The 25,719-nt window shown below is 71.1% G+C and carries 22 protein-coding genes; 14 read left to right on the plus strand and 8 right to left on the minus strand.

The annotated features are described in order from the left end of the window. Positions 1-47 precede the first annotated feature (47 nt). From OG780_RS10365 to OG780_RS10410, 10 genes are all read left to right on the plus strand, one after another. Positions 48-1,742 carry a nitrite/sulfite reductase gene (locus OG780_RS10365; RefSeq protein ID WP_326784887.1) on the plus strand — a complete coding sequence of 565 codons (1,695 nt, stop codon included), beginning with the start codon at positions 48-50 and terminating at the stop codon, positions 1,740-1,742. After that, on the plus strand, positions 1,739-1,918 hold the full coding sequence (locus OG780_RS10370) for a hypothetical protein (RefSeq protein WP_261704338.1): 180 nt from the start codon (positions 1,739-1,741) through the stop codon (positions 1,916-1,918). Before OG780_RS10365 ends, OG780_RS10370 begins: the two co-directional genes overlap by 4 nt. Further along, a complete protein-coding gene (locus OG780_RS10375; RefSeq protein WP_328446890.1) occupies positions 1,915-2,625 on the plus strand; it encodes a phosphoadenylyl-sulfate reductase in 711 nt (236 codons plus the stop codon). The genes OG780_RS10370 and OG780_RS10375 overlap by 4 nt, the downstream gene beginning before the upstream one ends. After that, complete coding sequence (gene cysC / locus OG780_RS10380; RefSeq protein ID WP_328446892.1) at positions 2,622-3,221, plus strand: adenylyl-sulfate kinase; 600 nt, start codon at positions 2,622-2,624, stop codon at positions 3,219-3,221. Before OG780_RS10375 ends, cysC begins: the two co-directional genes overlap by 4 nt. Continuing rightward, positions 3,218-4,156 (plus strand): sulfate adenylyltransferase subunit CysD, encoded by a 939-nt coding sequence (gene cysD / locus OG780_RS10385; RefSeq protein ID WP_328446894.1) that lies wholly within the window; start codon positions 3,218-3,220, stop codon positions 4,154-4,156. Before cysC ends, cysD begins: the two co-directional genes overlap by 4 nt. A gap of 2 nt (positions 4,157-4,158) precedes the next feature. After that, positions 4,159-5,514, plus strand: a complete 1,356-nt coding sequence (locus OG780_RS10390; RefSeq protein ID WP_328446895.1) for a sulfate adenylyltransferase subunit 1 — start codon at positions 4,159-4,161, stop codon at positions 5,512-5,514. A 226-nt stretch (positions 5,515-5,740) separates the two neighbouring features. Continuing rightward, positions 5,741-6,862 carry an aliphatic sulfonate ABC transporter substrate-binding protein gene (locus OG780_RS10395; RefSeq protein WP_328446897.1) on the plus strand — a complete coding sequence of 374 codons (1,122 nt, stop codon included), beginning with the start codon at positions 5,741-5,743 and terminating at the stop codon, positions 6,860-6,862. A gap of 36 nt (positions 6,863-6,898) precedes the next feature. Continuing rightward, positions 6,899-7,687: an ABC transporter ATP-binding protein gene (locus OG780_RS10400; RefSeq protein WP_328446899.1), complete on the plus strand. Its 789-nt coding sequence runs from the start codon at positions 6,899-6,901 to the stop codon at positions 7,685-7,687. Then, complete coding sequence (locus tag OG780_RS10405) at positions 7,674-8,576, plus strand: ABC transporter permease (RefSeq protein ID WP_328446901.1); 903 nt, start codon at positions 7,674-7,676, stop codon at positions 8,574-8,576. The genes OG780_RS10400 and OG780_RS10405 overlap by 14 nt, the downstream gene beginning before the upstream one ends. A gap of 7 nt (positions 8,577-8,583) precedes the next feature. Beyond that, positions 8,584-9,330, plus strand: a complete 747-nt coding sequence (locus OG780_RS10410; protein WP_328446903.1) for a sirohydrochlorin chelatase — start codon at positions 8,584-8,586, stop codon at positions 9,328-9,330. A gap of 37 nt (positions 9,331-9,367) precedes the next feature. Here OG780_RS10410 and OG780_RS10415 read toward each other — a convergent pair whose 3' ends face one another. From OG780_RS10415 to OG780_RS10425, 3 genes are all read right to left on the minus strand, one after another. Next, positions 9,368-9,985 carry a mycothiol-dependent nitroreductase Rv2466c family protein gene (locus OG780_RS10415; RefSeq protein ID WP_328446905.1) on the minus strand — a complete coding sequence of 206 codons (618 nt, stop codon included), beginning with the start codon at positions 9,983-9,985 and terminating at the stop codon, positions 9,368-9,370. 215 nt (positions 9,986-10,200) lie between these two features. Further along, entirely contained in the window at positions 10,201-10,593 is a 393-nt protein-coding gene (locus tag OG780_RS10420; RefSeq protein ID WP_328446907.1) for a nuclear transport factor 2 family protein, read from the minus strand. Continuing rightward, the gene (locus tag OG780_RS10425; protein WP_328446909.1) at positions 10,586-11,134 is read right to left on the minus strand and encodes a DUF1697 domain-containing protein; all 549 of its coding nucleotides are present in this window, start codon (positions 11,132-11,134) and stop codon (positions 10,586-10,588) included. Before OG780_RS10425 ends, OG780_RS10420 begins: the two co-directional genes overlap by 8 nt. A 297-nt stretch (positions 11,135-11,431) precedes the next feature. On the opposite strand from OG780_RS10425, the gene OG780_RS10430 reads away from it, so the two are divergent. Beyond that, positions 11,432-13,705: an MMPL family transporter gene (locus OG780_RS10430; protein ID WP_328446911.1), complete on the plus strand. Its 2,274-nt coding sequence runs from the start codon at positions 11,432-11,434 to the stop codon at positions 13,703-13,705. Positions 13,706-13,952: 247 nt separating this feature from the next. Next, positions 13,953-14,816, plus strand: a complete 864-nt coding sequence (locus OG780_RS10435; protein ID WP_326784900.1) for a phosphotransferase enzyme family protein — start codon at positions 13,953-13,955, stop codon at positions 14,814-14,816. A gap of 140 nt (positions 14,817-14,956) precedes the next feature. Here the strand turns inward: OG780_RS10435 and OG780_RS10440 are convergent, their stop codons facing one another. From OG780_RS10440 to OG780_RS10455, 4 genes are all read right to left on the minus strand, one after another. Continuing rightward, positions 14,957-15,679: a 3'-5' exonuclease gene (locus OG780_RS10440; RefSeq protein WP_328446914.1), complete on the minus strand. Its 723-nt coding sequence runs from the start codon at positions 15,677-15,679 to the stop codon at positions 14,957-14,959. 106 nt (positions 15,680-15,785) lie between these two features. After that, positions 15,786-17,024 (minus strand): SAV2148 family HEPN domain-containing protein, encoded by a 1,239-nt coding sequence (locus tag OG780_RS10445; protein WP_328446916.1) that lies wholly within the window; start codon positions 17,022-17,024, stop codon positions 15,786-15,788. Between the two features lie 119 nt (positions 17,025-17,143). Next, positions 17,144-18,460 carry a copper amine oxidase gene (locus tag OG780_RS10450; protein WP_328446918.1) on the minus strand — a complete coding sequence of 439 codons (1,317 nt, stop codon included), beginning with the start codon at positions 18,458-18,460 and terminating at the stop codon, positions 17,144-17,146. Positions 18,461-18,516: 56 nt separating this feature from the next. Beyond that, complete coding sequence (locus tag OG780_RS10455) at positions 18,517-19,326, minus strand: Tat pathway signal sequence domain protein (RefSeq protein ID WP_328446920.1); 810 nt, start codon at positions 19,324-19,326, stop codon at positions 18,517-18,519. A gap of 178 nt (positions 19,327-19,504) precedes the next feature. Between OG780_RS10455 and glgX the strand changes: the two genes are divergently transcribed. Further along, positions 19,505-21,613, plus strand: coding sequence for a glycogen debranching protein GlgX (glgX, locus tag OG780_RS10460; protein ID WP_328446922.1), 2,109 nt, complete (start codon positions 19,505-19,507; stop codon positions 21,611-21,613). Between the two features lie 128 nt (positions 21,614-21,741). Then, complete coding sequence (gene treY, locus OG780_RS10465; protein ID WP_328446924.1) at positions 21,742-24,189, plus strand: malto-oligosyltrehalose synthase; 2,448 nt, start codon at positions 21,742-21,744, stop codon at positions 24,187-24,189. On the opposite strand, the gene OG780_RS10470 is transcribed toward treY, so the two are convergent. Then, positions 24,149-25,240, minus strand: coding sequence for a cytochrome P450 (locus OG780_RS10470; RefSeq protein ID WP_328446926.1), 1,092 nt, complete (start codon positions 25,238-25,240; stop codon positions 24,149-24,151). The two genes, treY and OG780_RS10470, sit on opposite strands and share 41 nt — an antisense overlap. Positions 25,241-25,719: the final 479 nt, after the last annotated feature.

Genomic DNA, 25,719 nt, shown 5'->3' on the forward strand with positions numbered 1-25,719 from the left:
AGAGCCGCAGTCAGACCTGCCCCGCAGTCTCGAAGGACGTAACAGCCATGGCCGCCACCCCTCAGGATCCCGTCGTCGCGCCCCGCCGCAAGGTGAGCCGTCACCGCGGCGAGGGCCAGTGGGCCGTAGGTCACTTCACCCCGCTCAACGGCAACGAGCAGTTCAAGAAGGACGACGACGGTCTCAATGTGCGGACACGCATTGAGACGATCTACTCGAAGCGGGGATTCGACTCGATCGACCCCAACGACCTGCGCGGCCGGATGCGTTGGTGGGGTCTGTACACCCAGCGCAAGCCCGGGATCGACGGCGGCAAGACCGCGATCCTGGAGCCGGAGGAGCTGGACGACAAGTTCTTCATGCTGCGGGTTCGGATCGACGGCGGCCGGCTGACCACCGAGCAGCTCCGTGTCATCGGCGAGATCTCGCAGGAGTTCGCGCGCGGCACCGCCGATCTCACCGACCGTCAGAACGTCCAGTACCACTGGATCCGTATCGAGGACGTCCCGGAGATCTGGGACCGCCTGGAGGCCGTCGGCCTGTCCACGACCGAGGCCTGCGGTGACACGCCCCGCGTCATCCTCGGCTCGCCCGTCGCCGGCATCGCCGAGGACGAGATCATCGACGGCACCCCGGCCATCGAGGAGATCCACCGCCGGGTCATCGGCAACAAGGACTTCTCCAACCTGCCCCGCAAGTTCAAGACCGCGATCTCCGGCTCGCCGCTGCTCGACGTGGCGCACGAGATCAACGACGTCGCCTTCGTCGGCGTGAACCACCCGGAGCACGGCCCCGGCTTCGACCTCTGGGTCGGCGGCGGTCTCTCCACCAACCCGAAGATCGGCCAGCGCCTGGGCGCCTGGGTGCCGCTCGACGAGGTGGCGGACGTCCACATCGGCGTCCTGTCGATCTTCCGTGACTACGGCTACCGGCGGCTGCGCAACCGCGCCCGTCTGAAGTTCCTGGTCGCCGACTGGGGTGTGGAGAAGTTCCGCCAGGTCCTGGAGGACGAGTACCTGAAGCGCAAGCTGGTCGACGGCCCCGCCCCCGACCAGCCCGTCGCCCGCTGGCGCGACCACGTCGGAGTGCACCGGCAGCAGGACGGCCGGTACTACGTCGGCTTCGCCCCGCGCGTCGGCCGCGTCGACGGCGCCACCCTGACGAAGATCGCCGAGCTGGCCGAGGCGCACGGCTCGGGCCGGCTGCGCACCACCGTCGAGCAGAAGATGATCGTGCTCGACGTGGAGGAGGCGCAGATCGACTCGCTCGTCGAGGGCCTGGAGGCTCTCGACCTGACCGCCCGCCCCTCCACCTTCCGGCGCGGCACGATGGCCTGCACCGGCATCGAGTACTGCAAGCTCGCGATCGTCGAGACCAAGGCGCGCGGCGCCTCCCTGATCGACGAACTCGAGCGCCGCATCCCCGAGTTCGACGAGCCCATCACCATCAACATCAACGGCTGCCCCAACGCCTGCGCCCGTATCCAGGTCGCGGACATCGGTCTCAAGGGCCAGCTGGTCCTCGCCGAGAACGGTGAGCAGGTCGAGGGATACCAGGTGCACCTGGGCGGCGCGCTCGGCCTGGAGGCCGGGTTCGGCCGCAAGGTCCGCGGCCTGAAGGTCACTTCGGACGAGCTGCCCGACTACATCGAGCGTGTCCTGAAGCGTTTCCAGGCGGAGCGCGAGGACGACGAGCGCTTCGCCGCCTGGGCCGCGCGTGCCTCCGAGGAGGCGCTGTCGTGAGCGAGCGTGCCGCACCGTTCTACTGCCCCTACTGCGGAGACGAAGACCTGCGACCCAGCGAAGAGGGCCACGGCGCGTGGGAATGCGCGGCGTGCAACCGAGCCTTCCAGCTGAAGTTCCTGGGACTGCTGTCCCGGGGCGTCCAGCGGGAAGAGCGTGGAGGGGCGGAGATATGACGGCCGTTCGGCAAGAGCGCACGGACGAGGACTTGAAGAGCCTGGCCGAGCGGGCGGGGCGCGACCTGGAGGACGCCTCCGCGCTGGAGATCCTCCGGTGGGCGGTGGACACCTTCGGCGGGAAGTTCTGCGTGACCTCCTCCATGGAGGACGCGGTCGTCGCCCATCTCGCCTCCCGCGCCCGGCCCGGTGTGGACGTGGTGTTCCTCGACACCGGCTACCACTTCCCCGAGACCATCGGCACCCGTGACGCGGTCGAGGCCGTGATGGACGTCAACGTCATCACCCTGACCCCGCGTCGGAGCGTTGCCGAGCAGGACGCCGAGCACGGGCCGAAGCTGCACGACCGCGACCCCGACCTGTGCTGCGCCCTGCGCAAGGTCAAGCCGCTCGAAGAGGGCCTGACCGCGTACGACGCCTGGGCGACCGGGCTGCGCCGCGACGAGTCCGAGACCCGGGCGAACACCCCGGTCGTCGGCTGGGACGAGAAGCGGCAGAAGGTCAAGATCTCGCCCATCGCCCGCTGGACGCAGGCGGACGTGGACGCGTACGCCGCCGAGCACGGGGTCCTCACCAACCCGCTGCTGATGGACGGTTACGCCTCCGTCGGCTGCGCGCCGTGCACCCGCCGGGTGCTGGAGGGCGAGGACGCGCGCGCCGGCCGCTGGGCGGGCCGCGCCAAGACCGAGTGCGGGCTGCACGGATGACGACGACCACGACGGACACCGCGCCCGGCGCGGCCCCCACGATTTCCCAGGAGCGGCAAGTGACGAGCGGAGCCACTGTCTGGCTCACGGGTCTGCCGAGTGCCGGCAAGACCACCATCGCCTACGAGCTGGCCGGCCGGCTCCGCGAGGAGGGCCACCGCGTCGAGGTCCTCGACGGCGACGAGATCCGCGAGTTCATCTCGGCGGGCCTCGGCTTCAGCCGCGAGGACCGGCACACCAACGTGCAGCGCATCGGCTTCCTGGCCGAACTGCTGGCCCGCAACGGCGTGAAGACGCTCGTCCCGGTCATCGCGCCGTACGCGGACAGCCGTGAGGCGGTGCGCGGGCGCCACCAGGAGAACGGGACGACGTACCTGGAGGTGCACGTGGCGACCCCGGTCGAGGTGTGCTCCGTACGCGATGTGAAGGGTCTGTACGCCAAGCAGGCCGCGGGCGAGCTCACGGGGCTCACCGGGGTCGACGACCCGTACGAGGCGCCCGAGTCGCCCGACCTGCGCATCGAGTCGCACACCCAGACCGTGCAGGAGTCCGCCGCCGCGCTGCACGCGCTGCTCACCGAGAAGGGTCTCGCATGACGACCGTCGCCAGTGTCTCCGAGGAGACCGAGAGCAGCCCGTACGCGCTGTCGCACCTGGACGCGCTGGAGTCGGAGGCCGTCCACATCTTCCGTGAGGTGGCGGGTGAGTTCGAGCGGCCGGTGATCCTGTTCTCCGGCGGCAAGGACTCGATCGTCATGCTGCATCTGGCGCTGAAGGCGTTCGCCCCGGCGGCGGTCCCCTTCACGCTGCTGCACGTGGACACCGGCCACAACTTCCCCGAGGTCCTCGAGTACCGCGACCGGACCGTGGAGCGGCACGGTCTGCGCCTGCACGTGGCCTCCGTGCAGGACTACATCGACCGCGGTGTGCTGCGTGAGCGTCCCGACGGGACGCGTAATCCGCTGCAGACGCTGCCGCTGACGGAGAAGATCCAGTCGGAGCGTTTCGACGCCGTGTTCGGCGGCGGGCGCCGGGACGAGGAGAAGGCCCGCGCCAAGGAGCGGGTGTTCTCGCTGCGGGACGAGTTCTCGCAGTGGGACCCGCGCCGCCAGCGCCCCGAGCTGTGGAACCTCTACAACGGCCGTCACGCGCCCGGTGAGCATGTGCGGGTGTTCCCGCTGTCGAACTGGACCGAGCTGGACGTGTGGCAGTACATCGCCCGTGAGGGCATCGAGCTGCCGGACATCTACTTCGCGCACGAGCGTGAGGTCTTCCAGCGCTCGAACATGTGGCTGACCGCCGGTGAGTGGGGCGGGCCGAAGGACGGCGAGACGGTCGAGAAGCGCCTCGTGCGCTACCGGACGGTGGGTGACATGTCCTGCACCGGCGCCGTCGACTCCGACGCGACCACGCTGGAGCAGGTGATCACCGAGATCGCCGCGTCCCGGCTCACCGAGCGGGGCGCGACCCGCGCCGACGACAAGATGTCCGAGGCCGCGATGGAAGACCGCAAGCGCGAGGGGTACTTCTAGACATGACCAGCACCACCGAACCCGCCGAGCCCCTGTCGGTCGAACAGCTGACGGCGACCACCCTGCTGCGTTTCGCGACCGCGGGCTCCGTCGACGACGGCAAGTCCACCCTGGTGGGACGCCTGCTGCACGACTCCAAGTCGATCCTGACCGACCAGCTGGAGGCCGTCGAGCACGCCTCGCGCAACCGCGGCCAGGACACCCCCGACCTGGCCCTGCTCACCGACGGCCTGCGCGCCGAGCGCGAACAGGGCATCACCATCGACGTCGCCTACCGCTACTTCGCCACCGCCCGGCGCCGGTTCATCCTGGCCGACACCCCCGGGCACGTGCAGTACACCCGCAACATGGTCACCGGCGCCTCCACCGCCGACCTGGCCGTCGTGCTCGTCGACGCCCGCAACGGCGTCATCGAGCAGACCCGCCGCCACGCCGCCGTCGCCGCCCTGCTGCGCGTCCCGCACGTGGTCCTGGCCGTCAACAAGATGGACCTCGTCGAGTACAAGGAGTCCGTCTTCGCGGCGATCGCCGAGGAGTTCACCGCCTACGCCTCCGAGCTGGGCGTCCCCGAGATCACCGCGATCCCGATCTCCGCGCTCGCCGGAGACAACGTGGTGGACGCGTCCGCCAACATGGACTGGTACGGCGGCCCCACCGTCCTGGAACACCTGGAGACCGTCCCGGTCAGCCACGACCTGGCGCACTGCCACGCCCGGCTGCCCGTCCAGTACGTGATCCGCCCGCAGACCGCCGAGCACCCCGACTACCGCGGCTACGCCGGCCAGATCGCGGCCGGTTCGTTCCGGGTCGGCGAGAGCGTCACCGTGCTGCCCTCCGGACGCACCACGAAGGTCGCCGGGATCGACCTGCTGGGCAAGCCGGTCGACATCGCCTGGACCCCGCAGTCGGTGACCCTCCTGCTGGAGGACGACATCGACATCTCGCGCGGTGACCTGCTCGTGCCGAGCAAGGACGCGCCGCCGACCACCCAGGACGTCGAGGCGACCGTCTGCCACGTCGCCGACGAACCGCTCACCGTCGGCCACCGGGTCCTGCTCAAGCACGGCACCCGCACGGTCAAGGCGATCGTCAAGGACATCCCCTCCCGGCTGACCCTGGACGACCTCTCGCTGCACCCGCACCCGGGCCGGCTGGTCGCCAACGACATCGGCCGCGTCAAGATCCGCACCGCCGAACCGCTGCCCCTGGACTCCTACGCCGACTCCCGCCGCACCGGCGCCTTCATCCTCATCGACCCCGCCGACGGCACCACCCTCACCGCGGGCATGATCGGCGAGTCCTTCGCGGCTCCGCAGCCGGTCAAGGACGAGTCCGACGACGACGGCTGGGACTTCTGACATGAACCCCGTCGACATCTACTCCACGTTCGCGAAGGAGGGCGGCCGCGTCGGCAGCGGCGCCCTCGGCAGCGGGCAGGGCGGAGTGGCGCGATGTGCGCGATGACGTACGCGCACTGCCTGCGCGCCCTCACTCCCCACCGCCTGCACAAACGAAGACCTGCCGACCTCCCGGCCACGACCTGAGAAAGGCGTGACCGCCGGGCCGACGAGAGGAAACCCTCCCGTGCCTGCCATCCGCTCCACGCGCACCAAGCTGCTGGGCCGCGGCATAGCCCTCGTCACCGCTCTCCCCCTGCTCGCGCTCGCCGCGTGCAGCTACGGCTCCGAGGCCAAGGACGACAACTCCGCGGCCAAGGTCGCCGTCGGCTCGAAGAAGATCGACGGACTCGACTCCGTGAAGATCGGCTACTTCGGCAACCTGACGCACGCCACCGCGCTGGTCGGCAACCAGAAGGGCTTCTTCCAGAAGGAGCTCGGCGCCACGGCCGCGAAGTACCAGATCTTCAACGCCGGGCCCTCGGAGATCGAGGCGCTCAACTCGGGCTCCATCGACATCGGCTGGATCGGTCCTTCGCCGTCCATCAACGGATTCACCAAGTCCGAGGGCAAGAGTCTGCGGATCATCGGCGGTTCGGCCTCGGGCGGCGTCAAGCTCGTGGTGAACCCCAAGACGATCAAGTCCCTGAAGGACGTCAAGGGCAAGAAGATCGCGACGCCGCAGCTCGGCAACACGCAGGACGTGGCGTTCCTCAACTGGGCCGCGGAGCAGGGCTGGAAGGTCGACGCGCAGAGCGGCAAGGGTGATGTGTCGGTCGTCCGCACCGACAACAAGATCACCCCGGACGCCTACAAGTCCGGCTCCATCGACGGCGCCTGGGTGCCGGAGCCGACCGCGTCCAAGCTGGTCGCCGAGGGCGGCAAGGTCCTGCTCGACGAGTCGGACCTGTGGCCCGACAAGAAGTTCGTGATCACGAACATCATCGTGTCGCAGAAGTTCCTCAAGGAGCACCCGAAGGTCGTCGAGGCGGTCCTCAAGGGCTCGGTCGAGACCAACAAGTGGATCAACGCCAACCCGGACGAGGCGAAGGCCTCGGCGAACAAGCAGCTCGAGGCCGACTCCGGCAAGGCGCTGCCGGCCGACGTCCTCGACCCGGCCTGGAAGTCCATCCAGATCACCGACGACCCGCTGGCCTCCACGCTGAACAGCGAGGCGGACCACGCGGTGAAGGCCGGTCTCCTGGACAAGCCGAACCTGACCGGCATCTACGACCTGGCGCTCCTGAACAAGGTCCTCGCCGCCGCCGGCGAGAGCACGGTCGACGACGCCGGTCTCGGCGTCAAGTAAGTCCGTATCCCGATGAGTTCTCAGGAGGTGACGACCATGGCAACGACACTCGCCAAGGCCGCCGACGGCGCCGACACGACGGAGTACGCCGCCCGCATCGAGCACGTCTCGAAGTCCTTCGCCGGACCCGCGGGACCCCAGCTCGTCCTCGACGACATCACCCTCGATGTCGCGCCGGGCGAGTTCGTCACCCTCCTGGGGGCCTCGGGGTGCGGCAAGTCCACACTGCTGAACCTGGTGGCGGGGCTGGACAAGCCCTCCACCGGCAGCATCACGACCAACGGGCGCCCGGCTCTGATGTTCCAGGAGCACGCCCTCTTCCCGTGGCTGACCGCGGGCAAGAACATCGAACTCGCCCTGAAACTGCGGGGAGTTCCGAAGGCCGAGCGGCGCGGGCGCGCCGAGGAGCTGCTCGAACTCGTCCGGCTGAAGGGCGCGTACGGCAAGCGGGTGCACGAGCTGTCCGGCGGTATGCGCCAGCGTGTGGCGCTCGCCCGGGCGCTCGCCCAGGACAGCCAGATCCTGCTGATGGACGAGCCGTTCGCGGCGCTGGACGCGATCACCCGGGACGTCCTGCACGACGAGCTGACGCGGATCTGGCGGGAGACGGGACTGTCCGTCCTCTTCGTCACGCACAACGTCCGCGAGGCCGTGCGGCTCGCCCAGCGCGTGGTCCTGCTGTCCTCCCGCCCGGGGCGCATCGCCCGCGAGTGGAGGGTGGACATCCCGCAGCCGCGCCGCATCGAGGACGCCCCCGTGGCGGAACTGTCCATCGAGATCACCGAAGAACTGCGTGGGGAGATCCGCCGTCATGGCCAGCACTGAGACGAAGTCGGACGCGGCCGTCAAGGACAACGACGGGCTGGGCGGTCTGGAGGCGGGCCTCGACGCGCTGGAGTCCTCCGTGGCCGGCCGCAGCTCCTTCGGCACGACGTTCCGGCAGAAGGTGCTCCCGCCGCTGGTCGCGTTCGTGATCGTCGTGGCGGCCTGGCAGGCGCTGATCACCTTCAAGATCGTCGACGACCCGACCAAGCTGCCCTCGCCGTCCGACGTCTGGAGCGAGGTCAAGAACGCCTGGCTCCAGGGCACACTGCTCGACTACATCTGGACCAGCGTCTCGCGCGGTCTGCTCGGCTTCCTGTTCGCCCTGGTGATCGGGACGCCGCTGGGCCTGCTGGTGGCCCGGGTGAAGTTCGTGCGCGCCGCGATCGGCCCGATGCTTTCGGGCCTGCAGTCCCTGCCCTCGGTGGCCTGGGTGCCGCCGGCGGTGATCTGGCTGGGTCTGAACAACTCGATGATGTACGCGGTGATCCTGCTCGGCGCCGTCCCGTCGATCGCCAACGGGCTGGTGTCGGGCGTGGACCAGGTGCCGCCGCTGTTCCTGCGGGCGGGCCGCACGATGGGCGCGACGGGCCTGCGCGGGACCTGGCACATCGTGATGCCGGCCGCGCTGCCCGGCTATCTGGCCGGTCTGAAGCAGGGCTGGGCGTTCTCCTGGCGCTCCCTGATGGCCGCGGAGATCATCGCCTCCTCCCCCGACCTCGGCGTGGGACTCGGCCAGTTGCTGGAGAACGGCCGCAACGCCAGCTCCATGCCGATGGTCTTCCTCGCCATCTTCCTCATCCTGTTCGTCGGCATCGCCATCGACCTGATCGTCTTCAGCCCGGTGGAGCGGTGGGTGCTGCGCAGCCGCGGACTCCTGGTGAAGGGCTGACCCCGTCATGAGCAGGCCGGAGCGTCCCGTCCTCGTCGTCATCGCCCACGGCAGCCGCGATCCGCGGCACGCCGCGACGGTGCATGCCCTGGTACGAAGGGTGCGCGCCCAGCGCCCCGGCCTGCGCGTGGAGACCGGCTTCCTGGACTTCAACATCCCTTCCGTGCAGGGGGTGCTGAACTCCCTGGCGGCCGAGGGCGTTCGCGATGTGGTGGCCCTGCCGCTGCTGCTGACCCGCGCCTTCCACGCCAAGTCGGACATCCCGGCGGTGCTGCGCCAGGCACCGTCGCGGCTGCGGATCCGGCAGGCGGAGGTGCTCGGCCCGTCCCCGCTGCTGACGGCCGCGCTCGAACGCCGGCTGTACGAGGCCGGGCTGACGCCCGCCGACAAGTCCCGGGCCGGGGTCGTACTGGCCTCGGCGGGGTCCACCGACCCGGAGGCGATCGCGGTGATCGCAGAAATCGCGCGGGAGTGGCGGCACACCGGTTGGTGCGCCGTGCGGCCCGCGTTCGCCTCCGCATCCCTTCCCCGCACCGAGGACGCCGTCCGTGAGCTGCGCGCCCTCGGCTGCGAACGCGTCGCCGTCGCGCCGTACGTCCTGGCCCCCGGCTTCCTGCCGGACCGCATCGCCCGGGGCGCCGCCGGGGCGGACGTACTCGCCGACGTCCTCGGTCCCGCGCCGGAGGTCGCGCGCCTCCTGCTGGACCGCTACGACGAGGCACGGATGCCGTCGCTGGCGGCGCTGGGAGCCTGACTCCCGGGTTCGGGGGCGGCCCGGTGTTCCGCCGGGATCAGTCGAAGGAGAGGCCGCCCGTCCGGGTCCGCTTGAGCTCGAAGAAGTCGGGGTGGGCGGCGAGGACACGGAAGCTGTCGAAGAGTTCGGCGGCCTTCTCACCACGCGGGACGGCCCGGAGTACGGGGCCGAACCACACCGTTCCGTCGACGTGGAGAGTGGGCGTTCCCACATAGGCGCCGGTGTCCGCCTCGGTTCCGGCGTCATGGCTGCGGCGCACCGCCTCGTCGTACGCGGAGTCGTGGGCCGCGTCGGCGAGGGCGGCCGGGAGTCCGAGCTCGGCGAGCGCCTCGGCGGTCACCGCGTCGAAGTCCTTGTTTCCCTGCTGGTGGATGCGGGTGCCGAGGGCGGTGTAGAGATCGCGCAGCACCTTCTCGCCGTGCGCCTCCGCCGCGGCCACCGTCACCCGTACCGGACCGATGGACCTGTCCACCAGATCCCGGTACCAGTCGGGGAGTTCGTTGCCGGTGTTGTGCAGATAAAGGCTCATGGCGTGGAACCGGAGGTCGAGCGGGCGGCTCCGCTCGACCTCCAGGATCCAGCGCGAGGTGATCCAGGCGAAGGGGCAGGCGGGGTCGAACCAGAAGTCGACCCGCGTGGGCGAAGTGGTCGTCATACCGTCGAGGCTAGTCACGCGGTGGCGCAGAATCCTGGCCCAATCCCGCACGGAAATCTTGGGCCAATTCTCCCGGCCCGGCCTGTCCGCCGGGTCGGCCCGTCCGTCAGGCCGGCGGTGCCCTCGTGGCGGCCGCGGAGCGCTTCCCCGCCGGGAACGCGGGGCCCCCGCCTCCTCAGGAACGCGGGGCCCGTACCTCCTCAGGATCCCGTGGCTCACGCCTCCTCGACGGACACGTCATCCTCGGCGGGATCGTACGGAGTGCCCTGGTGGAAGTAGAGGAGCCATTCGTTCCCGGACAGCCGCCACAGTGAACTCCGGTGCGCGCGGCGGCCGTTGTTGTCGGTGTCGAAGGTCAGGTGGACCAGGTCGGGGGCGAGCTGCACCCCCTTCATGCGCGAGGTCGTGATGCGGCCGCCGTCCTCCATCCCGGCGGCCAGCGACGCGACGGTCGAGGCGCGGTCCCAGATGCGGCCGGACGCGCCGAACTCGTGGAAGCCGGGGTGCAGCAGCGCGGCGACGAGGTCGGCCGAGCGGCGGACCGTCGGATCGAGCAGGCGCAGTTCGCTCTCGATGGCGGCCTCGACGGCGGCATTGCGCTCAAGCACCGGTCAGCTCCTCCAGTTTGACGACCGTGTTCCAGTTCCGGGTGGTGGCGAGGACGCCCTTGAGCAGTCTGGGCTTCGCCAGGGCCTCGGCGAGCTTGGAGCGGCCGAGGCCGTCGGGTGCGTAGAGGTAGAGGGCGCGGTCGCCGAGGCGGAACTCCTCGGGGAGGAAGGCCGCGGGCTCGACGGAGACGAAGCGCTCGGCGTCGACGGGCGCCGAGAAGTAGGTGACGTGCAGTTGCCTGCCCTCCAGCTCGGCGGCCGGGAACGGGCAGGCCTCCCTGACGGCCCGCAGGTAGGCGTGATCGCGGACGAGTACGCCGACGCCGAAGCCGAAGTGCTTCTCGATGGCCCCCGAGAGCTCCTCGGCGAGGGACTCCTCGTCTCCGCCGTCGCTCCTGAACACCGCGTTTCCGCTCTGGAGATAGGTACGGACGTCGCCGTACCCGAGTCCTTCCATCAGGGTGCGCAGCTCGGCCATCGGCACCTTTTTCGCGCCGCCCACGTTGATGCCGCGCAACAGCGCCGCGTACGTCGTCGTCATCCGAACACCATAGGCCGGGTGCCGCGCCCCCGAGGGTGGGCACGACGACCGTACCCGTGGGGCCGCCCGCCGGGCTTCCGGCAACAGGCCCGATCCCTGAGCGGCATCCCCGAGAAGTGCCGTTAGGTGTAAGGGGCTTCCGTCCTCCCCAGTGCGGAGGACCCGGGGTCCGCGGGGAGGAGCGGAAGGTCCGGCAGTTCACCGGACAGTACGAGGAGACGCGCTTATCGGGCCCATACCTTCATTACGAAAGGTGGCGGCAGGGGCTGTCACCGTGCTCAAGGGGGCAGGCCCGTCATGGGGAACGCAGACACACGGGTGCGCGGCATCGCCGCGCGAGCAGGCGGCTGGAGCGCCCGCCACCGATGGGCGGCCGTCGGAATCTGGGTGCTGTTCGTCGTCCTGGCGATGGGCCTCGGCTCCGCGGCGGGTCGCGTCGACGTCAAGGAGAGCGACCAGCTCAAGGGCGAGACGCACACCGCGGCCAAGATCATCGAGGACGCCGGCATCAAGGAGCCGGCCAGTGAGACGGTCCTGATCCAGGCGAAGGACGCGGGCACGAAGGCCACGGACGCCGAGTTCAGGAGCGCGGTCGCCGCGGTAGTCGAGGCGGTCGGCGCCACCGGCAAGGTCACGGACGTGACCTCCCCGTACGACACGAAGACGATCTCGAAGGACGGGCGCAGCGCGCTCGTCCAGTTCGACATGCGCGGCGACTCGGAGACGGCGGGCGACCGCGTCGAGCCCGTGCTGAACGCCGTCAAGGGCGTGCAGAAGGACCACGCCGAGCTGCGGATCGAGGAGATCGGCGGCGCGAGCATGATGAAGCAGTACGACGACGCGTTCGGCGACGACTTCCAGAAGGCCGAACTCTCCGCCGTCCCCGTGGCGCTGGGCATCCTGCTGATCGCCTTCGGCGCGCTGGTGGCGGCACTGCTGCCGGTGGCGCTCGCGGTCACCGCGATCATGGCGACGATGGGTCTGATGGGCATCGTCAGCCATCTGATGCCGATGAGCGACACGGCCAACTCCGTGATGCTGCTGGTGGGTCTGGCCGTCGGCGTCGACTACTGCCTGTTCTACCTGCGGCGTGAGCGCGAGGAGCGCGAGGCCGGACGTGACGCCGGTACGGCCCTGCGGATCGCCGCCGCGACCAGTGGCCGCGCCATCATCGTCTCCGGAGTCACCGTGTGCGTGGCGATGGCGGGCATGCTGTTCACCGGGCTCGCCGAGTTCGAGGCGATGGGCCTGGCCTCGCTGATGGTCGTCGCCGTCGCCATGGTCGGCTCGGTCACCGTGCTGCCCGCGCTGCTCTCCCTGCTCGGCGACCGCGTCGAGAAGGGCCGCCTTCCGTTCCTGCGCCGGGCCGAGCGGCGCGGTGCGGACGGCGGCCGGAACGGCCGCCGTCCGGCCGACGAGGGCAGCCGGTTCTGGAGCGCCGTCCTGCGCGTGGTGCTCGCCAAGCCCCTGGTCTCGCTGGTCGTCGCGACGGGCGCGCTGCTCGCCGTCGCCGCTCCGGCGCTCGGCATGAAGACGCAACAGCTCACCCTGGACAAGGAGTTCGGCAACTCGCTGGCGATCGTCGGCACCTACAACCGGGTCAACGAGGCCTTCCCCGGCGGCTCCGAGCCGGCCGAGGTGGTCGTCAGGGCGCGGGACATCAACGCCCCCGAGGTGAAGGCGGCGCTCGCCGACTTCCGTGCGACGGCGGTCAGTTCGGGTGCCTCGCGCGGTCCGGTCGACATCAAGGTGCACGCGGAGCACAACGTCGCGTTCGTCTTCGTCCCGCTGGTCGGCGGCTCCGACCAGGACAAGGCGGAGAAGAGCCTGGAGCTGCTGCGTGACAAGGTGCGCCCGCAGACGCTCGGCAAGGTCGACGGGCTGGAGGCGCCCATCACCGGTCAGGTGGCGGGGTCGCACGACTTCAACGACCAGCTGGTCGGCTCGGTGACCCCGGTGTTCGCCTTCGTGGTCGTGTTCGCCTTCCTCCTGATGCTGCTCTCGTTCCGCTCGCTGACGATCGCGATCACCTCGATCGTGCTCAACCTCCTCTCGGTGGCGGCCGCCTACGGCATCCTGGTCGCGGTCTTCCAGCACGGCTGGGGCGCGTCCCTGGTGGGCGCGGAGGGCGTCGGCGCGATCGTCGCCTGGCTGCCGCTGTTCCTCTTCGTGATCCTCTTCGGGCTCTCGATGGACTACCACGTGTTCGTGGTCTCCCGGATCCGTGAGGCCCGGCTGCGCGGCCGCAGCACCAAGGACGCGATCCGGCACGGGGTGGTCACCACGGCCGGTGTCGTCACCAGCGCCGCCGTCATCATGGTCGCCGTCTTCGCGATCTTCGGAACGCTGTCCATGCAGTCCATGAAGCAGATGGGCGTGGGCCTGGCGGCCGCGGTGCTCATCGACGCGACGATCATCCGGGGTGTCCTGCTCCCCGCGGTGATGGCGCTGCTCGGCGAGCGCAACTGGTACCTGCCGAAGTGGCTGAACCGGATGCCCGACCTCACGCACGACGAGGCCCCCGAGGCGGTCGCGCCGCCGGTGCTCCAGGGCGAGCGGGCCGGGGTCTAGGACCTGTCCCGGCCGGCATCGGCCACGGCCGACCACCGCCGCCGCCTCGGCTCCCGGCCGGCCAGTCGGCCGGCCGGGAGAACCGCACACCACCAGGGCCTGTCGGTCTCCTCCTCCCGGAGGGGCCGACAGACCCTTCGCCCGGTCCGGCCTGGGGGAATGCGAGACTGACCGACGGACGGCGCGCACCCGGAGCCGTCGTACGCGAGGGCCGCGCGGGCGGCATGCGAGCACACGGAGGCGAGCGATGGACGAGGCACGGGCGCGGGACGTACTGGCCGCGGCGAAGGTGCTGCCGGGACCGGTGCGGGACGCGTCGCTCCTCGCCCTCGGCGAGAACGCGGTGTTCGGCGCCGGTGACCTGGTCGTCAAGGTGGGGCGCGACGCCGAACTCCACGACCGGGCACGCCGGGAACTGGCCGTCGCCGCCTGGCTCGCCGAGTCGGGCGTCCCCGCGGTGCGGGCCGCCGAGCCGGAAGCGCTGCTGGTCGACGGACACCCCGTGACGGTGTGGCACCGGCTGCCCGACGCCGTCCGCCCCGCAGAACCGCGCGATCTGGCCGGGCTGCTGCGGGTGGTGCACGCGCTGCCCTCCCCCTCGTTCGCTCTGCCGCCCCGCGAACTCCTCGGCGGTGTGGAGCGCTGGCTGCGTCTGGCGGGCGACGCGATCGCCCCCGCGGACGCGGCGTACCTGCGGGAGCGGCGCGACGGCTTCGCCGAGGCGGCCGCCGCGCTCACCCCGCAGCTCCCGCCGGGCCCGATCCACGGCGACGCGCTGCCCCGCAACGTCCATGTCGGCCCGGAGGGGCCGGTCCTGGTCGACCTGGAGACCTTCGCCGCGGACCTGCGGGAGCACGACCTGGTGGTCATGGCCCTGTCCCGCGACCGCTACGGGCTCCCCGCCGAGGCCTACGACTCCTTCACCGAGACGTACGGCTGGGACGTCCGGGCGTGGGAGGGCTGCTCGGTGCTCCGGGGTGCCCGCGAGACCGCGAGCTGCGCCTGGGTCGCCCAGCACGCGCCGACGAACCCGAAGGCACTGGCCGAGTTCGAACGCCGGGTGGCGTCGCTGCGGGACGGCGACGAGACGGTGCGCTGGTACCCGTTCTGACCTGCCACCGGGGTGCCCGCCCAGGGCCGCCCTGAGGTCAGGTGCCCATTCGGGGCCGCCCGGAGCCAGGTGCCCACCCGGATGCCGGGTGCCCGCCTGCCCAGGGCCGCACGAGGGGCGCGCCCCGGCCCCCGGTCGGGTCAGACGTGTTCGTCCGCCAGGTCCCGCAGCGGCCAGGTCCCGTCCACCACCGCGTCCGTCTCACCCTTGCGGCGCAGGAAGGACTGGAAGTCCGCCGCCCATTCCGCGTACCACTCGATCTGGCGCCGGTGCAGCTCGACGGGACCGAGGGCCGCGACCTTGGGGTGGCGGCCGGCTATCGCGCAGGCGAGCCGGGCGGCGGCGAGGGCGTCGGCCGAGGCGTCGTGGGCGGAGTCGAGGACCACCCCGTACTCGGTGCAGACCGCCTCCAGGTTGCGCTTGCCCCGGCGGTAGCGGTCCACGGAGCGGTCGATCGTGTACGGGTCGATGACCGGTGCCGGGTCGATGCCGCCGAGCCGCTCGGCCAGCGACGGCAGTCCGTGTCTCCGCAGCTCGGCGGAGAGCAGCGTGAGGTCGAAGGCGGCGTTGTACGCGACGACCGGAACGCCGGTGCGCCAGTAGGTGACGAGGACTCCGGCGATGGCGTCGGCCACCTCGTCCGCGGGGCGGCCCTCGGCGGTCGCGCGCTCGTTGGTGATCCCGTGCACGGCCACCGCGTCGACCGGGATCTCCACGCCCGGATCGGCCAGCCATTCGCGGCGGCCCAGCGGCTCTCCGCCCTTGACCTCTATCACGGCGCCCGTGACGATGCGCGACTCGCGCGGATCGGTCCCGGTCGTCTCCAGGTCGAAGCCGATCAGCAGCTCCCGGTGCCAGCCCATGGGTGGCCCCCCTTCTTCGTGGTGCTTTCCCCCAGTGGTCTCCACGATCCCACGGGCCACTGACAATCCGGGGGCCGCGTTCCATCAGGCCGGAAGAAACGGGCTTTCAGGACACAGGTCGCGAGTCGGCCCAAGCCATCTCGAACTCCTCGCGATAGGTGGGGAAGAGTCCCTCCTCGCCGAACTCGTCCGGTTTGAGCACCCGGCTTCCGCCGCGCAGGACCAGGACCGGCGCCTCCATGCCCCGCGTCCGGCGCAGATAGGACTGCACGACCGCGATGCCGTCCGAGCCGTCCCCGTCGACGAGGTACGCGGTGAAGCGGGGCGTCTCGTCGTACACCTGGATCTCGAAGGCGTCCGGGTCGCGCAGCCGGGACCGCACCCGGCGCATGTGCAGGATGTTCATCTCGACCGACCGGCTGAGCTCGCCGCGTCTGATGCCGAGTTCGCGTTCGCGCCGCTTGACCGCGCTGGACGCGGGGTTCAGGAACAGCAGCCGTGTCCGGCAGCCGGACTCGGCGAGGCGGACCAGCCGGCGCCCGGAGAAGTTCTGCACCAGCAGGTTCAGGCCGATGCCGATCGCGTCGAGCCGGCGGGATCCGCCGAAGAGGTCCTCGGCGGGGAACTGGCGCAGCAGCCGCACGCGGTCGGAGTGCACCCCGACGACATCCGCGTAGCGGTCGCCCACGAGTTCCTCGACGGCGTCCACGGGCAGCCGGCGCGCGGAGGGCACATCGCTCCCGGCGCCCAGGATCTCCAGCAGCTTCGCCGCCGCCCGCTCGGCCTGGTTCAGGACGGCCTCGGACAGCGCCCGGTTGCGCGAGACGACGTTCCGGGTCACTTCCAGCTCGTCCAGGGCGAGTTCGACGTCCCTGCGCTCGTCGAAGTACGGCTCGAAGCACGGCCAGTGCTGCACCATCAGCTCGCGCAACTGGGGCAACGTGAGGAAACTCAGCACGTTGTCGTCCGCCGGATCGAGCAAGTACCCCTTGCGGCGGCTGACTTCGCGTACGGCGACGGCGCGCTGCACCCACTCCTGGCCGGCCGGACCGGCGGCGGCGACCACCCAGTCGTCGCCGTGGACGGGTTCGTAGACGGGCCGGAGAACAGCGGCCACGACCGCGCGCAGCCGCTGTTCGACCAGGTTCAGCCAGATGTAGGCGCGCCCGGCTCGCTGGGCGCGCGTACGCACCTCGCTCCAGGCGTCGGCGCCCCAGTCCAGTTCCGGTCCAATGGATCCCATTTCCATCGGCCGCGCCAGGGACACCGCGCCGGGCGGGACATCCGTGGAGTTCCCCTCGTGACCCTCGTCACCAGGAGGCAGCTCCAGCCCTCCCGAGCCCACCCGCGCACCGCCTTCCGCTCCCCCGAGCACTCCCCAGGGGCCAGGCCCCAATCAACGATCAAGGAAGGGTACTCCGGGAGCGGCGAGCGATGCAGCCCGATGCGCATGTCGTTTCCCAACTACCTTGGTTCGACATGCCCGTTCTGGTTCGCGAGCTCCGGAGGAGTGAGCGGATTCATAGCGGTCACGTCACGCGGGGCGATGGAGAATCCCTGCCAGTGGACCGGCATCGGCTGCTGGTCCTCGTCCCGGGCGACGTGGTGGAAACCCACGTTGACCCAGGCCACGGGGTGGGTGAGCGTCTGCCCGTCGACCCACTTGTCGACGGACTTTCCGTGCCCGGCACCGCAGTTGCGCAGGTTGTCGCTCGCGAACTGCTCGCACTTGTTGTACTCGGTGAAGTAGATGTCGTGCTTGGTGAAGGCACGGCCGAGGTACTTGGTGGTCGCGCCCGGGACGAACTCGTACGAGCGTGCGTGATTGTCCTTGTTCTTGCCGGAGTTGCTGACGATCCGCCACCAGCGCATGTTCTTGGCGTCGCCGGCGAGTTCCTTGCCGACCTTGGTGACCGTGGTCTTGTTGCTGGGGGCCTCCTGGCCCTGCGCGGGCGGGCTGACCACCGAGTCGTACTGCTCGACCTTCGCCTTGGACGAGCCGTCCAGGCCGAAGTTGAGCCGCCAGAAGACGTTGTGGCTGTGGCTCGTGGCGTAGTCCTTGGCGCCCTTGCCCAGCGGCCAGCCGCGGCCGTCGCCCGCGTCGTAGTCGAAGGGCGAGAGGCTGCCGGTGGCGCCGACGTTCATGTTGATGGTGCCGTCGTCCTGGAAGCGCCACTCGGTGATGTACTCGTACCAGCCGACCTTGTTGACGGTGTAGACGAGCAGGTCCTTGCCCTGCTTCTGGAAGACCTTGTTCCCGGTCTCGGACTCCATCCGGTAGGCGTGGCCGCGTGAACGGGTCGTGGTGCACAGGCCCTTGACGTTCGCGTGCTGCGGGTCCCAGGCGTCGGGGACCTTGACCGTCTTGATGGCGCCGCCGGGGCATTCGGCGGGGACCATGTCGACCAGACCCTGGCCGAAGCCCGCGCCGGTCAGGTCGCTGTACTCGACCGAGCCGTCGTCGTAGGGGACGTCGATCTGGGCGAGCTTGGCCGTGCTCAGGACCTTGATCGGCTGGGCCTCGCCGGGGGGCTGGTAGGAGATGTTCTCCAGGACGAGCCCGGCCTCGCTCTCGTAGTGCCAGCACATCCGCCAGGTGGTGCCGGTGGCGAGCTTCTGCTCGATCCGGTAGGCGGCGCTGCAGTCGGCGGCCGGGGCGGGAGCGGACCTGGGCTGGGCGACGGCCGGTCCCGCGGCCGTCGTCGCGCCGGCGGCCAGGGCGAGCGCCGAGAGGCCCACGGCGGCCCGGCTGCGGGCACGGCTGTTTCTGTTGACGCGCATGAAGAAATGACTCCTTGCGGAAAGCTGTGAAGGTGGGAAGGAAAGACGGGCGGCGCTCAGCCGAGCTTGCCGACCTTGCGGGCGCTCAGGTCGATCACCAGGTCACGGCTGTCGATCCAGGGCCCGTTCTTGACCTTCGGGAAGAGCCGCACGCACCGGTGCTCGCCACAGGCGCCGAGGGCGGCGGGGGCGCCGGAGGTCGCGCGGTAGACCATGCTGTTGAGCATCAGCTGGTCGGGCGAGGTGAGTTCCTTGCCGGTCGCGTCCTTGAAGTCGGCCTTCAGGCCGGCGCCGAGCGGATCGGCGATCAGCAGCTGGGCGGCCTCGGTCATCTCGTCGCGGCTGATCGGCGGCTGCACGCCGTGCTGGACGCCCGTCCGGTCGACCTTCCCGGTGTCGAGGTCGACGGTCTTGGTGACGAGCGTGTCGTCCTTGTAGTCGTAGAACGTGATGTCGGCGCGGCGCGGCGCGTTCGGGTTGTCCAGATCGGCCGTGTCGGGTTCGGCGAGGTCGACTCCGATGCGCTGTGGTCCGCGCGCGCCCTCGACGTTCTCGCTGGAGTCGAAGAGCGCCCGGTTCACCGCGATCCGCTCGGCGCGCCGCATCTCGTCGTCGGTCAGCGGGTCACGGCCCTTGCCCTTTTCACCCTCGGCCGGCGCCCGCTCGACGACGCCGGGCCGAACGGATCCGCCCTGCCCGTCCCGCGCCGCCTGCTGCGTGGTCCCGTCGGCCTGAAGGCCCCCGCCCGCTTCCTCGGCCCCCGCCGAGCCCGGAAGGGTGACTCCGATCATCACGGCCGTCCCGGCCACCGCGATGGCCGCACCCGCCACCACCTTGCCCAGATGGCGGTGCACTATCTTGCGCACATTTCCCCCTACTCCCCCTACATCCCCAGGAGTCGTTTGAGTCCCACTGGTTCGGCATACGAGATATGCCTGGTCGCGGGGTAAGAGGGATGTAAGTCATGTGAGGTTCCATCACTTTCGGGGAGACTCGGCTCGGACTCGCCCCCAGGGGCACGGCACTACTGGAAGAGTCATATCCATGCAGGTCTGGCCTGGTGAGGCGTATCCACTCGGTGCCACGTACGACGGCGCCGGCACCAATTTCGCGGTCTTCTCGGAGGCCGCCGACCGTATTGAGCTGTGCCTTCTGCACGACGACGGCTCGGAGACGGCCGTGGAACTGCGGGAGACCGACGCGTTCGTGCGCCACGCGTACCTGCCCGGCGTCATGCCCGGACAGCGGTACGGCTTCCGGGTGCACGGGCGGTACGCGCCCGAGCGCGGGCAGCGCGCCAACTCCGCGAAACTGCTGCTCGACCCGTACGCGCGTGCGATCGCGGGTTCCGTCAGCTGGGGCGAGGAGGTGTACGGCTATCCGTTCGGTTCACCCGACAAGCGCAACGACCTCGACTCGGCGCCGCACACCATGTCGTCGGTCGTGGTCAACCCGTACTTCGACTGGGGCGACGACCGGCGCCCCCGAACGGAGTACCACCACACGGTGATCTACGAGGCCCACGTGAAGGGCCTCACGATGCTGCATCCGGAGCTGCCGGACGAGCTGCGCGGCACGTACGCGGCGCTCGCACACCCGGCGATCATCGGACACCTGACGAAGCTGGGCGTCACGGCACTGGAGCTGATGCCCGTACACCAGTTCGTTAACGACCACCGGCTGGTCGACATGGGTCTCAACAACTACTGGGGCTACAACACGATCGGCTTCTTCGCCCCGCACAACGCCTACGCCTCCTGGGGCGACCGGGGACAGCAGGTCCTGGAGTTCAAGTCGGCCGTCCGGGCGCTGCACGAGGCCGGTATCGAGGTCATCCTCGACGTGGTCTACAACCACACGGCCGAGGGCAACCACCTGGGGCCGACGCTCTCCTTCAGGGGCCTCGACAACGCCTCGTACTACCGGCTGGCGGACGACCCCCGCTACTACATGGACACCACGGGCACCGGCAACTCGCTCCTGATGCGCTCCCCGCACGTGCTCCAGCTCATCATGGACTCGCTGCGCTACTGGGTCACCGAGATGCACGTGGACGGCTTCCGCTTCGACCTCGCGGCCACGCTGGCCCGGCAGTTCCACGAGGTGGACCGGCTGTCGTCGTTCTTCGACCTCGTCCAGCAGGACCCGGTGGTCTCCCAGGTGAAACTGATCGCCGAGCCCTGGGACGTCGGCGAGGGCGGCTATCAGGTGGGCAACTTCCCGCCCCTGTGGACGGAGTGGAACGGCAAGTACCGCGACACCGTGCGGGACCTGTGGCGCGGTGAGCCGCGCACGCTGGCCGAGTTCGCGTCCCGGCTGACCGGCTCCTCCGACCTCTACCAGGACGACGGACGCCGTCCGCTCGCCTCCATCAACTTCGTGACCTGTCACGACGGCTTCACCCTGAACGACCTCGTGTCGTACAACAACAAGCAGAACCAGGCCAACGGCGAGGACAACCGGGACGGCGAGAGCCACAACCGCTCCTGGAACTGCGGGGCCGAGGGCGAGACGGACGACCCGGACGTGCTGGCGCTGCGGGGCCGGCAGCGGCGCAACTTCATCGCCACCCTGATGCTCTCCCAGGGTGTGCCGATGCTCAGCCACGGCGACGAGTTCGCGCGCTCCCAGGGCGGCAACAACAACGCGTACTGCCAGGACAGCGAGCTGGCCTGGGTGCCGTGGCCCGAGGAGGACTGCGAGCTCCTCGACTTCACGCGCGCGATGGTGTGGCTGCGCCGGGACCATCCCGTCTTCCGGCGGCGGCGCTTCTTCCACGGGCGGCCCGTCCAGGGAACCCACGACGAGCTCTCCGACATCGCGTGGTTCACCCCGGAGGGCCAGGAGATGACCCAGCGCGACTGGGGTTCCGCCCAGGCCCGGGCGCTGTCCGTGTTCCTCAACGGCAACGCGATCTCCGAGCCGGGCGCGCGCGGGGAGCGCATCGCCGACGACTCCTTCCTGCTGATGTTCAACGCCTCCCCCAAGCCCCTGGAATTCGTCGTGCCGGTCGACCACGGCCGCCAGTGGCAGGTCGTCGTGGACACGTCCCTCCCGGAGGGAGTGGCCCCGGGTACGGGCGCGAAGGTCGCGGCCAGTGACCGGCTGACCCTGGTCGACCGGAGCATGACGGTGCTCCAGCGGCCCGCCTAGGACGGCCTCTTCCCCCGCCCCGCGCGCGTGGGTCCATGACGCGGACCCACGCGCGCGGGGCGGGGCCGTGCGTGCCCTTCCTCGGGCCGCGCTGACAGAAAGGCGGCCGGAGGGGTACGTAGATGCGCATGACCCCTGAGCGCCCCGAACCGGCGATCGCGGACTCGGTCGTCCCCGGCCCGGTCGTCCCCGTCGTGCCGACCGCCACCTACAGGCTCCAGCTCCAGCCGGAGTTCCCCTTCCGCCGCGCCGAGGCGGCCGTGCCCTATCTGGCCTCGCTCGGCGTCTCCCACCTGCACCTGTCCCCCGTCCTGGAGGCCGTCCCCGGCTCGACACACGGCTACGACGTGGTGGACCACACGCGCGTACGGGCCGAACTGGGCGGTGAGGAGGGGCTGCGTTCCCTGGCACGCACCGCGCGGGAGCACGGCCTCGGCCTCGTCGTGGACATCGTGCCGAACCACATGGCGATGGCCCCGCGCCACAACCACGCCCTGTGGGAGGTGCTGCGCGAGGGCCCCCAGTCTCCGTACGCCCGCTGGTTCGACATCGACTGGGACGCCCAGGGCGGCCGGCTGCTGCTGCCGGTGCTCGGGGACCGCCTCGGCGCCGAGATCGGCGAGCTGAAGGTCGACGGCGACATACTGCGCTACTACGACCACGTGTTCCCGCTGCGCGAGGGAACCGCGCAGCTGCCGATGCCCCAGCTCCTGGACGCCCAGTGGTACCGCCCCGCGTGGTGGCGGCTGGCCCGCACCGAGCTCAACTACCGGCGCTTCTTCAGCATCTCGGAGCTCATCGGGGTGCGCGTCGAGGACCCGGAGGTGTTCGCGGCGACCCACGTGAAGATCCTTCAGCTCGTCGCCGACGGCGTGATCGACGGACTGCGCGTGGACCACCCGGACGGACTGGCGGACCCGGACGCCTATCTGCGCCGGCTGCACGAGGCGACCGGCGGCCGCTGGACGGTGGTCGAGAAGATCCTCGCGGACGGCGAGCCGCTCCCACCCGCGTGGCCCGTGGCGGGCACCACCGGCTACGACGCGCTGCGGCACGTCGACGGCCTCTTCACGGACGAGGCGGGCGCGAGCCGGATGCTCGGCCGCTACCGGCGGTTCGCGGGCCCGCAGGCCGACCGGGGCGGCCACTGGGAGAGCACCGTGCGCCGGGCGGCGTACAAGGTGATCACGTACGAACTGGCCACGGAGGTCGAGCGCCTCACCCGCGAGGTGAGCGCGCTGTGCGCCGCCGCCCCCGACCCCGCCGCCCGCGACCACGCGCCCTGGGCCCTGGGCGCCGCGCTGCGGGAACTCCTGGTCCGGCTGGAGGTGTACCGGCCCTACCCGTCCACGGACGCGTCCCTGGTGGTCACCGAGCGGGCCGCCGCCGAGGCCAGGTCGGCGTTCCGGGTGCCCGAGGAGGCGCATGCCGTGGATTTCGTACGGGCCCTGCTGCTCGGCCGGGACGGCGACGGGCCGGGGGAGGCCGCCTTCCGGGCCCGGTTCGCGCAGACGTCGTCGGCGCTGCGCGCCAAGTCGGTGGAGGACACGGCGTTCTACCGCTATGTGCCGCTGCTGTCGGCGAACGAGGTGGGCGGCGATCCGGGCCGGCCCGCGGTGTCCCCGGACGACTTCCACGCCTACTGCGCGCGCGTGCAGCGCGACTGGCCCGCCACCGGAACCGTCCTGTCGACCCACGACACCAAACGCAGCGCGGACGTGCGCGCCGCCGTCTCGGTCCTCACCCAGTGCCCGGAGGCCTGGTCCGAGGTCCTGGCGGAAGCGGCCCAGGAGGGGCCGGGGATCCCCGACCCGCAGGTGGCGTGGGCCGCGTGGCAGACGGTGTTCGGGCTCGGCCCGGCCACCGCCGAGGAGGGGGCCGAGGTCCACACGGAGCGCGTCCGGGACGCCCTGCTGAAGCACATCAGGGAGGCCGGCACGCGCACCGCCTGGACCGAACGCGACCCCGCGTACGAGGACGCGGTGACGGCGTTCGTCGCCGACGGGCCGTGCGGGCCCCCAGGACGGCACGTGGCCGCCCTGCGGACCTCGCTGGGCCCGCACGTGCGGGCGAACGTCCTGGGGGCCGCCCTGGTCCATCTGACGATGCCCGGGGTGCCGGACGTGTACCAGGGCACCGAGGACGAGTACCGGGCGCTGGTGGACCCGGACAACCGGGAGGCGTTCACGCCGCGCGACCCGGCCGCGGAGAAGCCCGCGCTCACGGCCGCCGCGCTGCGGCTGCGCGCCCGGCGGCCCGATGTCTTCGGCGACGCGGCGACGTACGCGCCGCTGTGGGCCGAGGGGCCCGCCGCCGACCACTGTGTGGCGTTCGTGCGGTCGGGAGAGGTGATCACGGCCGTCACCCGGCTGTCGCTGGGGCTCGCCGAGGCCGGCGGCTGGCGGGACACTGTGCTCGCGCTCCCCGACGGGCGGTGGGCCGATGTGCTCCCCGGCTCCGCGCAGCGGGAGTTCACGGGGCACACGCGCGTGGAGGACCTCTTCGGAAGGTCACCCGTCGTGCTGCTGGAGCGCGTCAGCGCGGACACACCGGAAGGGTCCGGGGAGAACGGCTGACCAGACCCTCGGGGCGCGGCCGGGGCCCGGGGGCCCTGCGCAGGCCCGGCAGCACGGTGAGCAGGGCGAGCAGCCCGGCTTCCGCCGTGAGCCGGGCCAGCGGGGCGCCGAGGCAGTGCCGCGGTCCCGAGCCGTACGCGAGGTCGCCCGGGTCGGCGCGGAAGAGGTCGTAGCGGTCCGGGTCGGCGAACCGCGCCGGGTCGCGGCCCGCGGCGCCGAGCAGACACGCCACGGTGGCACCCTCGGGTATCGGGCCGATGGGTTCGAGCGCCCGGCGGGCCACGATCTGAAGCGGCGGGTCGCGGCGCAGCGACTCGGCCCAGGCGGCGCCCGCCAGCCCGGGGCGGGCACGGATCAGGTCGAGTCGGCCCGGATGGTCGAGGAGGTTGGCGAGGAACGACGCGAGGGCGCGCGCGGTCGTCTCGCCGGCCGCGCCCAGCACGATCCCGGCGAGCTCGGTCACGGTCCCGTCCGGCAGCGGCCGTCCGTCGAGGCGGGCCGTACACAGCGCGGACAGCAGATCGTCACCGGGGTGGGCGCGGCGGCGGACCAGGTGGGGGCGCAGGTAGGCGTCGAGTCCGGGGCGGTGACCGCCGAGGTGGTCGAGTCCTGTTCGGCACCAGGCGTGTACGCGCAGGGTGTCCTCGTACGGCAGTCCGAGCGCGGTGACGGCCGCGGCGGCGGGCAGCCACCGGCAGAACTCGGCTACCAGATCGGCCTCCTGACGGGACGCCAGTCGGCTCGCGAGGACGTAGGCGGTGCGCTCGACGCCCGCCCGGAGAGCGGCCGACACCTGGTTCCTCAGCGCCGCGGAAGCGATGGCCCGGTACGCGTCGTGCGTGCGGCGCTCCCCGTGCGCCGGTACCGGGCCGGGTGACGGCGCGACGAGCCGCGGGTCCGCGAGCGCGGCGCGCACATCGGCGTACCTGCTGATCAGCCAGGCGCCGAACGGCTCGTCGTGGACCAGGGGGAAGTTTCCGCGCAGGGTGCGGTAGAGCGGGTGGGGATCACGCTCGGTTCCCTGATCGAGCAGGCTCGCGGGTCCGCCCACGCACGCGGACCACCCGCGCGGCGGCGCGTACGGCCCGCACGGCCCGTCCGCCGAGCGAGTGGACGGGGCGAACGGGACCACCGACGCGTGAGCCGGCGCCGGGGCCGCGACCGGCGGGGGTTGCGCGATCGCGCCGGACCGCGGGGGTCGTGAACACGCACGGGCCGGGGACGGCCCACCGGCGGCCGGGGACGCCGGTGACCGGCTCGCACCCGACGGGAACGGCTCGGCGTCGGACGACGGGAAGGGCTCGGCGTCGGGCGGTGGAGGTGACGGGATCGGGGCCGGTGGGATCGTGGGAGTCGCCGGCTGGGCGCCTTCGCCGGGAAGGCCGTGTGGACACAGCACCGCGGGCCACCACCTCGGGTCTGCGCGCCGGACCCGCGCGCGGTTGTTCCGAGTCGACCACCGCCCGCCCCGGACCGCAGTTTCCGTACACCCGGACGAGTGAATCGTGTACGTCGTCCCGGCCCGCCCGC

Origin of the sequence: Streptomyces sp. NBC_00386, assembly GCF_036063235.1 — a bacterium.
In the GTDB taxonomy this organism is placed as follows: Bacteria; Actinomycetota; Actinomycetes; order Streptomycetales; family Streptomycetaceae; genus Streptomyces.

Bases quoted from the DNA above. Each gene is read 5' to 3' on its own strand.
- OG780_RS10365 (WP_326784887.1), top strand. From the start codon at position 48: ATGGCCGCCACCCCTCAGGATCCCGTCGTCGCGCCCCGCCGCAAGGTG.
- OG780_RS10375 (WP_328446890.1), top strand. From the start codon at position 1,915: ATGACGGCCGTTCGGCAAGAGCGCACGGACGAGGACTTGAAGAGCCTG.
- cysC (WP_328446892.1), top strand. From the start codon at position 2,622: ATGACGACGACCACGACGGACACCGCGCCCGGCGCGGCCCCCACGATT.
- cysD (WP_328446894.1), top strand. From the start codon at position 3,218: ATGACGACCGTCGCCAGTGTCTCCGAGGAGACCGAGAGCAGCCCGTAC.
- OG780_RS10390 (WP_328446895.1), top strand. From the start codon at position 4,159: ATGACCAGCACCACCGAACCCGCCGAGCCCCTGTCGGTCGAACAGCTG.
- OG780_RS10400 (WP_328446899.1), top strand. From the start codon at position 6,899: ATGGCAACGACACTCGCCAAGGCCGCCGACGGCGCCGACACGACGGAG.
- OG780_RS10405 (WP_328446901.1), top strand. From the start codon at position 7,674: ATGGCCAGCACTGAGACGAAGTCGGACGCGGCCGTCAAGGACAACGAC.
- OG780_RS10410 (WP_328446903.1), top strand. From the start codon at position 8,584: ATGAGCAGGCCGGAGCGTCCCGTCCTCGTCGTCATCGCCCACGGCAGC.
- OG780_RS10415 (WP_328446905.1), bottom strand. From the start codon at position 9,985: ATGACGACCACTTCGCCCACGCGGGTCGACTTCTGGTTCGACCCCGCC.
- OG780_RS10425 (WP_328446909.1), bottom strand. From the start codon at position 11,134: ATGACGACGACGTACGCGGCGCTGTTGCGCGGCATCAACGTGGGCGGC.
- OG780_RS10430 (WP_328446911.1), top strand. From the start codon at position 11,432: ATGGGGAACGCAGACACACGGGTGCGCGGCATCGCCGCGCGAGCAGGC.
- OG780_RS10435 (WP_326784900.1), top strand. From the start codon at position 13,953: ATGGACGAGGCACGGGCGCGGGACGTACTGGCCGCGGCGAAGGTGCTG.
- OG780_RS10440 (WP_328446914.1), bottom strand. From the start codon at position 15,679: ATGGGCTGGCACCGGGAGCTGCTGATCGGCTTCGACCTGGAGACGACC.
- OG780_RS10450 (WP_328446918.1), bottom strand. From the start codon at position 18,460: ATGCGCGTCAACAGAAACAGCCGTGCCCGCAGCCGGGCCGCCGTGGGC.
- glgX (WP_328446922.1), top strand. From the start codon at position 19,505: ATGCAGGTCTGGCCTGGTGAGGCGTATCCACTCGGTGCCACGTACGAC.
- treY (WP_328446924.1), top strand. From the start codon at position 21,742: ATGACCCCTGAGCGCCCCGAACCGGCGATCGCGGACTCGGTCGTCCCC.